This window comes from Rheinheimera sp., assembly GCF_965283995.1.
Classification (GTDB): Bacteria; Pseudomonadota; Gammaproteobacteria; order Enterobacterales; family Alteromonadaceae; genus Pararheinheimera.
Genome location: NZ_CBDIQG010000001.1, coordinates 1,754,070 through 1,766,210, shown reverse-complemented (window position 1 = coordinate 1,766,210; position 12,141 = coordinate 1,754,070). Strand labels below are relative to the sequence as shown.

General features: G+C 49.8%; 10 protein-coding genes. 4 read left to right on the top strand and 6 right to left on the bottom strand.

Features of this window, described 5'->3' with window-relative positions; translation table 11 throughout:
- The first annotated feature begins 71 nt into the window (after positions 1-71).
- Positions 72-1,106, top strand: coding sequence for a response regulator (locus tag ACQ66Q_RS08150; protein ID WP_208932295.1), 1,035 nt, complete (start codon positions 72-74; stop codon positions 1,104-1,106).
- Between the two features lie 2 nt (positions 1,107-1,108).
- Positions 1,109-2,068, top strand: a complete 960-nt coding sequence (locus ACQ66Q_RS08145; protein WP_430456328.1) for a sensor domain-containing diguanylate cyclase — start codon at positions 1,109-1,111, stop codon at positions 2,066-2,068.
- Between the two features lie 50 nt (positions 2,069-2,118).
- Here the strand turns inward: ACQ66Q_RS08145 and ACQ66Q_RS08140 are convergent, their stop codons facing one another.
- The 4 genes from ACQ66Q_RS08140 to ACQ66Q_RS08125 all read right to left on the bottom strand — a co-directional run bounded on the left by ACQ66Q_RS08140 (position 2,119) and on the right by ACQ66Q_RS08125 (position 7,673).
- Entirely contained in the window at positions 2,119-3,624 is a 1,506-nt protein-coding gene (locus ACQ66Q_RS08140) for a SpoVR family protein (RefSeq protein ID WP_430456327.1), read from the bottom strand.
- Between the two features lie 16 nt (positions 3,625-3,640).
- Entirely contained in the window at positions 3,641-4,909 is a 1,269-nt protein-coding gene (locus tag ACQ66Q_RS08135; RefSeq protein ID WP_430456326.1) for a YeaH/YhbH family protein, read from the bottom strand.
- A gap of 24 nt (positions 4,910-4,933) precedes the next feature.
- The gene (locus ACQ66Q_RS08130) at positions 4,934-6,856 is read right to left on the bottom strand and encodes a PrkA family serine protein kinase (RefSeq protein ID WP_430456325.1); all 1,923 of its coding nucleotides are present in this window, start codon (positions 6,854-6,856) and stop codon (positions 4,934-4,936) included.
- Between the two features lie 232 nt (positions 6,857-7,088).
- Positions 7,089-7,673: a Fe-Mn family superoxide dismutase gene (locus tag ACQ66Q_RS08125; protein ID WP_430456324.1), complete on the bottom strand. Its 585-nt coding sequence runs from the start codon at positions 7,671-7,673 to the stop codon at positions 7,089-7,091.
- A 238-nt stretch (positions 7,674-7,911) separates the two neighbouring features.
- On the opposite strand from ACQ66Q_RS08125, the gene ACQ66Q_RS08120 reads away from it, so the two are divergent.
- Positions 7,912-8,253 (top strand): Grx4 family monothiol glutaredoxin, encoded by a 342-nt coding sequence (locus ACQ66Q_RS08120; RefSeq protein ID WP_430456323.1) that lies wholly within the window; start codon positions 7,912-7,914, stop codon positions 8,251-8,253.
- Positions 8,254-8,306: 53 nt separating this feature from the next.
- On the opposite strand, the gene rnt is transcribed toward ACQ66Q_RS08120, so the two are convergent.
- Entirely contained in the window at positions 8,307-8,975 is a 669-nt protein-coding gene (gene rnt, locus ACQ66Q_RS08115; protein WP_430456322.1) for a ribonuclease T, read from the bottom strand.
- 208 nt (positions 8,976-9,183) lie between these two features.
- On the opposite strand from rnt, the gene ACQ66Q_RS08110 reads away from it, so the two are divergent.
- On the top strand, positions 9,184-10,089 hold the full coding sequence (locus ACQ66Q_RS08110; RefSeq protein ID WP_430456321.1) for a flagellar protein MotY: 906 nt from the start codon (positions 9,184-9,186) through the stop codon (positions 10,087-10,089).
- Between the two features lie 52 nt (positions 10,090-10,141).
- Here the strand turns inward: ACQ66Q_RS08110 and mnmC are convergent, their stop codons facing one another.
- Positions 10,142-12,025, bottom strand: a complete 1,884-nt coding sequence (gene mnmC, locus ACQ66Q_RS08105) for a bifunctional tRNA (5-methylaminomethyl-2-thiouridine)(34)-methyltransferase MnmD/FAD-dependent 5-carboxymethylaminomethyl-2-thiouridine(34) oxidoreductase MnmC (protein ID WP_430456320.1) — start codon at positions 12,023-12,025, stop codon at positions 10,142-10,144.
- Positions 12,026-12,141: the final 116 nt, after the last annotated feature.

Here is a 12,141-nt window from a genome sequence, read left to right as displayed (position 1 = left end):
TGTTGTCTGGTTCGCATATTACGAACGTAGACGCTACACTGGTTCATATCCCTCTGTGTGGTGAGTCATGAATGGTAGCAGCAGTCTTAATCTGTGATGATTCGAATTTAGCACGAAAGCAAATGGCGCGTAGTCTCCCAGCAGACTGGCAGGACAAAGTCAGTTTCGCCGGTCATGGTCAGGAAGCGATGGAAGTGCTGAAACGCCAGCCCATTGATCTGTTATTCCTCGATCTGAATATGCCGATCCTTGACGGCTATGGTGTGTTGCAGGCGATCCAGGCCCAGCAAATTCCGGTCAAAGTGGTGGTGGTATCCGGCGATATTCAACCCGAAGCCCGGGAACGGGTGTTGTCTTTTGGTGCACTCGATTTCATCAAAAAACCTGTCTCTGCGGAAAAATTGCAGGAAGTACTGCAGCAGTTTACGTCAGTTCACACAGCACAAGACAGTCAGAAAGTGCTGGATCGTGCCTTTGCTGCGAACCATCACAGCAGTATGAACTTTGCACTGGATCCGGTGTTGCGCGACGTGTTTCAGGAGCTGACCAACGTTGCGATGGGCCAGGCCGGTGATTTACTGGCGCGTTTATTGAAAGTTTTCGTCAAACTCCCAATTCCCAATGTCAATGTGATTGAAGTCAGCGAATTGCATATGGCAATCGCGTCTGTCGAACAAAAGCAGACGACATCAGCAGTGTGTCAGGGCTTTATTGGCGGTGGCGTGTCTGGTGAAGCATTGCTGATTTTAAATGACTCTAGCTTTGCAGATATTGCCAAGCTTTTGAATTATGAAGGCAAATTAACCGCAAAAACTGAACTCGAGTTGCTGATGGATATCGGCAATATTTTGATAGGCGCTGTGCTGAAAGGTTTAGCTGAACAAATCGACATGTCATTCAGTCAGGGGCATCCGGTTGTTCTTGGTCAACATGCACCGGTCAGTGAGATGATCAAAGCCAATGCCCGTCGCTGGAAACGAATGTTGGCTATCGAAATCAGTTATGGCATTGAGAATTACAATATTAATTGTGATTTGCTGCTGCTGTTCACTGAAGACAGCATTAAAACACTGAATTACAAAGTCGAATTTTTGTTAGAAGAGTAACTATGCAAAATATCAGTCCCGAAGTTTCCGAAGTGCATTGGCTGCTCGACATGTTTCAGACGGTTGATGTGGGCCTGGTGGTCTTGACTGCCGATTACAAAATTCAGGTCTGGAACGGCTTTATGGAAAACCATAGCGGTCTGACGCCTCGTCAGGTCCGCGATCGGTATCTATTTGATTTATTCTCAGAAATCGATGAAGACTGGTTACGCCGTAAGTGTGATCCGGTGATCCTGCTGAAGAACCGTGCTTTTACCATCTGGGAACAACGTCCTTTCATTTTTAAATTCCGCAATTACCGGCCTATTACCGGTGTCGCGGATTACATGTATCAGAACAGCACGATTTTTCCAATTACGGACGTTCGTGGCGTGGTGACACATCTTTGTATGATTATTTATGACGTCACTGACGTGGCGACCAGCCGACTGGAGCTGGAGTCGATGAACGGCCAGTTACGCCAGCTGTCAAAAACAGACTTCCTGACCGAACTGAATAATCGCGGGACCTGGGAAGATGCGCTGCAAACTGAATTCAAACGGCTCAAACGCAGTGGTCATCAGGGCACATTGCTGATGTGTGACATCGACCACTTCAAGCGGATTAATGATGGATATGGCCACGCCGCCGGCGATGTGGTGATCCGTCAGGTCGCGCAGGCTGTGAAAAAGAACCTGCGTGAAACCGATGTGGCGGGTCGTTATGGTGGTGAAGAGTTTGCGGTGTTGCTGGTGGATACCACTGCGGATCAGGCGTTGTATTTCGCTGAGCGTTTACGCAAAACGGTTGAATCGATGTCGATGGAATTTAATCAGCAGTTGCTCAAAGCGACAGTCAGCGTCGGTGTCGCCGAATACACGCCGGAGATGCTAGAACATCGGCAGTGGATTGAAGCTGCTGATAAAGCGCTTTACACATCAAAGGCGGACGGCCGTAACAGAGTCACAGTAGCCGCGAAATAATGTTGCTGGTGCAATCACGGGCAAAAGAGCGCCGGCATCAGCCGGCGTTTTCATTCCGGCGGCATCATGCCGAGTGTTTTCGTGCTGTTATCTTCGTTTAATTGCTCCAACTTGACGGTAAATCCCCATAAACGATGCAAATGCTTCAACACATGCGGAAAGCTATCTGCCAGTGGCACCCGCTGGTTGGGCACAAAGCGCAAAGTTAAAGAGCGGTCGCCGGTCACATCAACATTAAACACCTGAATGTTGGGCTCAATATTACTCAGGTTGTATTGTGCCGACAGCATCTGCCGCACTTTCTGATAACCGGGGCCGTTATGAATAGCCGCCACTTCCAGTTGTTGCTCCTTATCGTCGTCAACAATGCCAAACAAATGGAAATCCCGAATGATTTTCGGCGACAGATACTGGCTGATAAAACTCTCATCTTTAAAATTCTGCATGGCAAAATGCAGCGTTTCGATCCAATCAGAACCGGCAATATCGGGAAACCATTCTTTATCTTCGGCGGTCGGTGCTTCACAGATCCGGCGCAGATCAGTGAACATGGCAAAGCCGAGCGCATAAGGGTTAATACCGGAGTAGTACTTCGAGTTATAGGCCGGTTGATACACCACATTGGTATGGTTATGTAGCACTTCCAACATAAACTTATCTGTGACCAGCCCCTCATCATACAGATGTTGCAGAATGGTGTAGTGCCAGAACGTTGCCCAGCCTTCATTCATCACTTGGGTCTGCTTTTGCGGATAAAAATATTGCGATATTTTCCGCACAATCCGGACGATCTCCCGTTGCCAGGGTTTGAGCAGCGGGGCGTTTTTTTCAATAAAATACAGGATGTTTTCCTGTGGTTCTTTTGGATAATGCTGCTCTACCGGTTGATTAAACTGCTCTTTGTTCGGGATGGTCCGCCACAACTGATTGACCTGCGATTGCAGATATTTTTCCCGATCCTGCTGACGGCGTTGTTCTTCATCCATCGAGATTTTTTGCGGTCTTTTGTAGCGATCGACACCATAATTCATCAAAGCATGGCAGGAATCTAAGATGTCTTCGACTTCACTGAGGCCATACTTTTCTTCACAGTCGCTGATATATTTTTTCGCAAACACCAGATAATCGATGATGGAAGACGCATCTGTCCAGGTTTTAAACAAGTAGTTGTTTTTAAAGAAAGAATTGTGACCGTAACAGGCGTGAGCCATCACCAAAGCCTGCATCGTGATGGTGTTTTCCTCCATCAGATAGGCGATACAGGGGTTTGAGTTGATGACGATCTCATAGGCGAGGCCCATATTGCCTCGTTTATAGTTTTGTTCCGTCTGGATGAATTTTTTGCCATACGACCAGTGGTTATAACCAATTGGCATCCCGACACTGGAATAGGCATCCATCATTTGCTCTGCAGTGATGATCTCAATCTGGTTCGGGTAATAATCCAGCTTGTAAAAACGGGCAACCCGTTCGATTTCAGTCTGATACTGCGTCAGTAATTCAAAATTCCAGTCGGGACCATCAGACAACGGCGCTATTTTCTTTTTTGCCGACATAAAAGACTCCTTGTATTCAAGCCGCCTGCTTTTTAAACAGCTGGCGGAATACCGGGTAAATATCGCTGACCTGGCGGATCGGCTGAATGGCAAAATTATCAAACTGGCTGAGCAGTTTGTCGTACTCAACCCAAAGACTCTGGTGTGGACGTTGAGTGATTTCAATGTAAGCGTAATAACGCACCAGTGGCAGCAGTTGGTCAGACAGCAATTGCGAGCACTGTGGGCTGTCGTCGGCCCAGTTATCACCGTCTGAGGCCTGGGCTGCGTAGATGTTCCATTCAGTTGGGTCGTAGCGTTCTTTCACCACGTCAACCATCAGTTTCAGTGCGCTCGACACTATGGTACCGCCAGTTTCCTGCGAGTAGAAAAACTCGTGCTCATCGACTTCTTTTGCCTGAGTGTGGTGCCGGATATACACCACCTCAACATTTTTATAGCTGCGGCTTAAAAACATATAGAGCAGGATATAAAAGCGTTTCGCCATATCTTTGGTGGCCTGATCCATCGAACCCGACACATCCATCAAACAAAACATCACGGCTTTGCTGGTCGGTTCCGGCCTTTTGGCAAAGTTGCGAAAGCGCAGGTCAAAGCTGTCAATAAAAGGGACTGCATCAATACGGCGACGCAATTCTTCGGCCTGTGCTTTTAACGCCAGCAACTGGTGCATATCCGGGACTGGCGCAGCTTCGAGCAGCGTGATTTGTGCCTCGATGTCCTGCAGTTGTTTCTTTTTGCCTGCGGACATCGCGACACGGCGCGCCAGCGAGCCTTGTAGTGACCTGACTATGTCGATATTGCTGGGCACGCCTTCAGAGCGATAGCCGGCCCGCACATTTTTATATTGCACCAGTTTATCGAGCTGATTCTTGCGTAAATTCGGCAGCTCTAAGTCTTCGAACAATAAATCGAGGTATTCGTCTTTGGAGATTGAAAAGACAAACTCGTCTTCACCTTCGCCGTCCGCACTGGCGTCACCCTGACCGGAACCACCGCCCTGACCACCGAGGGGCCTTTTGATCCGATCGCCTTCACTGAACTGATCATTGCCCGGATGCACCCGTTCACGATGACCACCGCTGCCTTGATGAAAAAAGGGCTCGCTGATATCCCGCCCGGGGATCGAGACGCTTTCGCCTTTGTCGATATCGGTGACACTGCGTTTGCTGATCGCATCGGACACCGCTTGTTTGATTTGTTGCTTATAGCGGCGGATGAACCGTTGCCGGTTCACCGCACTTTTGTTTTTGCCGTTCAGGCGTCGATCGATAAAATGCGCCATAGTACCTCCGGCTTAACAACAGCCTCATTGCGACTTCCGGACCCGCAGGTACCATTCAGACAACAAACGGACCTGTTTGCGCGTGTAGCCTTTTTCCATCATCCGATCGACAAAATCGTCGTGTTTTTTCTGATCATCAGTGGAGGTTTTGGCATTAAACGAAATTACCGGCAGCAACTCTTCAGTGCTGGAGAACATTTTTTTCTCGATCACAGTGCGCAGTTTTTCATAGCTGGTCCAGGTCGGATTTTTGCCGTTGTTTTTTGCTTTGGCCCGCAGCACAAAGTTGACGATTTCATTGCGAAAATCCTTCGGATTACTGATCCCGGCTGGTTTTTCAATTTTCTCCAGTTCGGCATTGAGGGCGGAGCGGTCAAACAACTGGCCGGTTTCCGGATCGCGGTATTCCTGGTCCTGGATCCAGAAATCGGCATAGATCACGTAACGATCGAAGATGTTCTGCCCGTACTCTGAATAACTTTCTAAGTAAGCGGTCTGGATTTCCTTGCCGATAAATTCGACATATTTCGGGATTAGATAGCCTTTTAAATGTTCCAGATAGCGCTCCGCCACATCAGCCGGGAATTGCTCACGTTCAATCTGCTGTTCGAGCACATAAAACAGATGCACCGGATTGGCTGCGACTTCGGTACTATCGAAGTTGAACACCCGCGACAAAATCTTAAAGGCAAACCGTGTCGACAGGCCGGTCATGCCTTCATCGACCCCGGCATAATCGCGATATTCCTGATATGACTTGGCTTTGGGATCGGTATCTTTCAGACTTTCGCCGTCATAAACCCGCATCTTCGAGTACATGCTGGAGTTTTCCGGATTTTTCAGCCGTGACAATACCGCAAATTGCGCCAGTGAGGTCAGCGTGCCTGGTGCGCAGGGCGCGGTTTTCAGCTCACTGTGCTCCAGCAGTTTTTCATAAATCCGCACTTCTTCTGACATGCGCAGGCAATACGGCACTTTGACGATATAAACCCGATCCAGAAACGCTTCGTTGTTCTTGTTATTGCGGAAGGTCTGCCATTCTGACTCATTACTGTGCGCCAGAATAATGCCTTCAAATGGCAGCGCGGCGAGGCCTTCTGTGCCGTTGTAATTGCCTTCCTGCGTCGCGGTCAGCAATGGATGCAGCACTTTGATCGGTGCTTTGAACATCTCGACAAATTCCATCAGGCCCTGATTGGCGCGGCATAAAGCACCTGAGTAGCTGTAGGCGTCCGGGTCGTTCTGGGCAAAATGTTCGAGCATGCGGATATCGACTTTCCCAACGAGCGAGGCGATGTCCTGATTGTTTTCATCACCGGGTTCGGTTTTGGCGATGGCGACCTGGTCCAAAATGGACGGGTATTTTTTCACCACACGGAACTGACTGATATCGCCGTTAAATTCGTGTAGCCGTTTACTGGCCCAGGGCGACATAATGGTTTTCAGGTAACGTTTTGGAATACCGTATTCCTGCAGCAGGATATTGCCGTCCTCGTTTAAATCGAACAGACACAGCGGGTGGTCATATACCGGTGAGCCTTTCAGATAATAAACTGGTACCTGCTGCATCAGTGATTTCAGTTTTTCCGCCAGTGATGATTTCCCGCCGCCGACCGGGCCGAGTAAATACAGAATTTGTTTACGCTCTTCCAAACCTTGTGCCGAATGTTTCAGGTAAGACACGATTTGCTCAATCGCATCTTCCATGCCGTAAAATTCGGAAAAGGCCGGATAGCGGGCGATGACCCGGTTGGAGAACAACCGGCTCAGTTTGGGGTCTTGTGCGGTATCAGTAAATTCTGGTTGACCGATGGCCATCAGTAGACGCTCGGAGGCGCTGGCGTAACAACTTTTGTCGTTTTTGCATAGCGTGAGATACTCCGAAATACTGTACTCTTCTTCGCGTGCTGCTTCGTAACGAGACTTGTAGTGCTCAAAAATGCCCATAATGCACCTCCACAAACAAAACTCTGAAAAACGGATAGCATTTAAAGGTTAGACAGGAAAAATTGAACTCGCCGCTCTAATTACAAGAAATATCTGCAATTTTCGACGAGCTGCTGCTGACCCAAAGCGTTGTTGCGCTAAGCGTAGTTCAGGGATACGGGAAGACATGACCGCGGATCGGAAAAGAAAAAACCCGGCACAGGCCGGGTTTTTTGTAACTGGCAAGGATTCGTTACTTGGCGAAGTTCGCGCTGGCGAATTCCCAGTTAACCAGAGTCCAGAAGGCGTTCAGGTAAGTTGGGCGGGCATTACGGAAATCGATGTAATAAGCGTGTTCCCACAGGTCAACAGTCAGCAGGGCAGTGACGCTGCTGTCGGTCAGTGGCGTGCCGGCGTTTGATGTGTTGACCAGGTCAACAGTGCCGTCTGCTTTTTTCACCAGCCAGGTCCAGCTTGAACCGAAGTTGTTTACTGCTTTGTCGTTGAATGCAGTCTGGAATGCTGCAAATGAACCCCATTTGGCATTGATCGCATCAGCTAAAGCGCCGGTTGGTTCACCGCCACCTTGTGGTGACAGGCAGTGCCAGTAAAAAGTGTGGTTCCAGATTTGCGCGGCATTGTTAAAAACCGGGCCTTCTGAAGTCTTGATGATGTCTTCCAGTGATTGACCGGCGAATGCAGTGCCTTCAATCAGGGAATTCAGTTTTACCACGTAAGCGTTGTGGTGCTTGCCATGGTGGAATTCCAGAGTTTCAGCGGAAATGTGTGGTGCTAAAGCGTCTTTAGCATATGGTAATGCTGGTAATTCAAAAGCCATTCTATTTCTCCATCGGCGTTGTTTAGTGGTTCTGCATCGCGTAGACTACAAAACCCGAGTAAATTACTCAAGTTTTACCAGCTGATTGTCTTCACAATCATTCGATTGCCAGCCTCGCGTTGATGTTCTGTTCTGCAGCCTTAGTTTTTGGGGCAATTCAGCAGATCTCAAGTGGCGACAGACAATTCCTTTGGTAAAATGCCGTAAAATTTTTCATATCGTCGCTGCAGAGGTCCTGATGGAAACTATCGACAAAATCAAACAACAACTGGCGGATAACCCAATCATTCTGTACATGAAAGGTTCGCCAAAACTGCCAAGCTGTGGTTTTTCGGCACAGGCTTCACAGGCGCTGATCGCTTGTGGTGAGCCGTTCGCCTTTGTAGATATTCTGCAAAACCCGGATATTCGTGCTGAGTTACCTGCTTATGCCAACTGGCCAACGTTCCCGCAGCTGTGGGTAGAAGGCGAGCTGGTCGGTGGTTGTGACATTATGCTGGAAATGTTTCAGCGTGGTGAATTACAGCCGTTGATCAAAGAAACCGCCGCGAAATACAAAACAGACGACAGCGCAGAATAAACTTGCACTGCAGATAAAACAAAACCGCCGCGGCGGTTTTGTTGTTTTCAGGCTTATTCGGTTTCGGCATCATCCGTTTCGGCGTCATTGCCGAAAAATGGCGGCGGCCAGCCGCCCAATTGCTGCCAGCGATTGACAATATGGCAGAATAACTCAGCCGTCCGCTCCGTATCATACAAAGCGCTATGCGCTTCTTTACCGTCAAACGGGATGCCCGCTGCCTGACATGCTTTTGCTAAGACAGTCTGTCCCAGCGCCAGCGCCGCCAGCGTAGTGGTATCAAAGGAGACAAAGGCATGAAACGGCGAACGCTTAATGTTATTACGCTCAACCGCCGCATTTAAAAACCCCTGATCAAAAGCCGCATTGTGCGCTACCAGCACGGCACGCTGACAACCGGCATCTTTCTGACCTTTGCGGATCACTTTGAACATTTCCGTCAGTGCTTCGCGTTCGTCTACAGCGCCGCGCAGCGGATTAAAAGGATCTATACCGTTGAACGCCAGCGAGCTGGGGTTCAGTACTGAGCCTTCAAAGGGCTCGACATGGAAATGCACGGTCTGATCTATGCTCAGAAAACCCTGTTCGTCCATTTTCAGTGTGCTGGCAGCGATCTCTAACAGCGCATCGGTTTGGGCGTTAAAACCAGCAGTTTCGACGTCAATAACGACCGGATAATAGCCGCGGAAGCGTTGGGCAAAAAGTGTCGTGGTCTGGCTCATCGGCAGGATCCAGTCAAAAAAAGAGCCGCAGTATGCCAAAAAAAATGCACTTCGTCTTGCTGTCGGCACAGGCTTTGCTAATTGTTTTGACAGCAACGGTGTCGTGGGCGCATGTTCAAGTTGAAACAGGGCGTAACAAACCACTGCTGCGTCCGCAGAGATGCCGGCGAAGTATCTGGATCTTCACCAGTTTATTGGTAACTGACTTATGAATGCAGCAAAAAAACTTTGTGGTGTGCTATGCGCGCTGACGATGGTCAGCGGCAGTGAAGCGGCAATCAACCGGCAAAATGTGCGGCAATATACTGCCACATTGGATAATTCTGCCTGGTCGGTGAAGACTGCCACAGCGCTGCGCTGCGAACTGGTGCATGCGATTCCGCAATTCGGTGAGGCGCGTTTTGTCAGTACTGCCAATAAAGAATCAAACCTGTTATTTCAATTAAAAATGCAGCGTCAACCGGATAGTTATAGTCTGGCGGAAGTGTTATCGGTGCCACCGAGCTGGCGCGCAGGCGAGCAGGCGAAAGCGCTGGCGGATCTGAAGCTGTTAAAGCAGTTTGATGGCGATTTACCCAAGCAGCAGGCCTGGACCATGCTGACAGAACTTGAACAAGGCTTCAGTCCGACCTTTTATTTTGACGACTGGTACAGTCCTTTTGACAAAATTTCTGCGCAGCTCAATCCGATCCATTTTGGCATGCCATATCAGCAATTCAGTCAATGCATGTCCGGCTTGTTGCGTTTTACTTTTGATGATATCGCTTTAACTGTACTTAATTATCAGAGCAACAGTGATGCGTTGACGCGCGAATCAGAAGCCCGTTTGCAACAAATTGCGGAATATCTGAAACATGACAAAGCCATTGCGTCGGTCGATATTGACACTTATACCGACAGCTACGGTGGCCGCTGGATTAACGACGAGTTATCGCGTAAAAGAGCCAAAGCGTTAAAAGCCTTTTTGGTGACTGCTGGTATTGATGAAAAAGTGATCCGCACAGAAGGGTTTGGTGAGAAGCGGCATGTCGCGCCAAATGACACGTCTCGTGGCCGGGCCACCAACCGCCGTGCGGTGGTGCAGCTGGTGCGTGCTGAAGCGCCACGGTTGTAAATTCTGCATAGGCATCTGCAAAAAAGCCCTGAAGATGCAGGGCTTTTTTGATCTAGAGCGCAACCCGTAATTTATTAAAACGCGCAGCGCTGACCAGCTGCTGTAACTCGTCTGGCAGCGGTAACGGTTGCCGACACAAACCAGCAGCCAAGTGTTCGGCCAACAGCGGTGCAAACAACAATCCACGGGCGCCAAGCCCACCCAGCACATACAAATTTTCAGCCACTTCACCGGCGATCGGCAGATGGTCCGGCACCGTCGCGCGCAAGCCGGTTTTTGCCGATTGTACAGCTGCATCGGCGAACCACGCGGGTTGTTGTAACACGGTATTGACCAGAGCCAGATTGACGGCATCGTCGGCTGCTGTTGTCAGGGTATCGCGGCTCGTCCGGTCAAAAGTGGCGCCAACACAATGCTCTGTGGCATATTCTGCTGTGTCTGCCGGCGTGATATAGCCCTGATGACAAATCACAGTGCGCAGCGATGCCATCTGGGGGGCGCGGACATGCGACACCTGGCCACGCACTTGATTCAGTGGCAAATGACGGGTAGGCGCAAATTGCGTTAGGTCGACGCCATTACAAAGCACCAGCTGACGGCTGCGGATATGGCCTGTTGAAGTGTCGAGGTGCCATCCTTCATCAACGCGATGCAAAGCCAGAACTTCGGTACTGGCGCAAAAACTAAACTGAGGCTGTTGCATCAGCCACTCAAGCGCGGCCTGACAAAAACGCTGCGGTGCGATCCAGCCGCCATCGGGATAAAATAACCCCTGATACGGCAGCTTGAGTCCGGCAATATCGCTACAGCCTTGTGCGTCTAACGCCTGAAAAAAACCAACCGGCCAGGCGCTTTCCTGCTGGATTTTTGACTGACGCAGCGCCAGTGCTTCGGTGCAGGCCAGTGTTAACACGCCACAAAATTGCTGCGGAAAATCAAACCATTGCAATAACTCCCGATAACGCCGGCTGGCAAAGCTATAAGCACTGGCATGAAAACGGGAGACCGGGCTGAAGCTGGTTTGCAGTTGTGGATATAAGGCACCTTGCCGGTTATGGGAAGCGCCTTGGGCAATAGTATCGTCTTTACAAAGCAAACGAACCTGACGACCGCGCTGCACCAAAGCTAATGCCGTTAAAATGGCTGCAATACCTCCACCAACCAGTGTGATGATGTCATCTGAGACTGGTAGTGCCGGAGCTGTAGCTTCTGCAGCGATAACACCAACCGCCATTTCGCGTTTACGGCCAAATCCTTTGACTTTCTTTACCTGAAAACCGGCACTTTGCAGGCCACGCCGGACAATGCCCGCACTGGTGAAGGTCGCCACTGTCGTGCCCGGGCCACTAAGTCGTGCCATGCCGCTAAACAAGCTGTCCTGCCACATATCCGGGTTTTTGCTCGGGGCAAAACCGTCCAGAAACCAGGCGTCAGCCAGGTTGGCCAGCGGCAAGGCCGGCAGATTGTCTTTGATATCGCCAAGCCATACATCCAGTGTGACAGTGCCTTGATCAAACTGTAGCCGGTGGCAGCCGGCAAAAGGCCTTGGGTATTGCGCTAACAGCTCAGCGACAAGCGCAGCCAGACTCGGCCAGGCGGTTAACGCCTGCGTCAAATCACTGAGAGTGAGAGGGTATTTTTCGAAAGTGGAAAAATGCAGCTGCTGGCAGTGCGCTGCAGGATGCGCAGCGCGAAACTGTCGAAACGCCTGCCAGCACACCAGAAAATTCAAACCGGTACCAAAACCGGTTTCGATCACATGGAAACAGCGCTTAGGTAGCTGATGCCAGCGCTCTGGTAGTTGATTGTTGTGCAAAAACACAAACTGAGTTTCGTCGAGCCCGCTTTCGTTAGAGAAATAGACGTCGTCAAACACATTGGAAACCGGCGTGCCTTGTTCGTTGTAACGTAACGTGGCGGGTTGGATCTGACTCATCAAAAAGCCCGTAATCAGAAAAAAATTGCACGAATGGGCGTATTTTAACTTGTTTGTCATGCTGGCGGCTAATAGTGTGAGCAGGTGAGTGTACAACTGTGCGCTGAAATTGGACC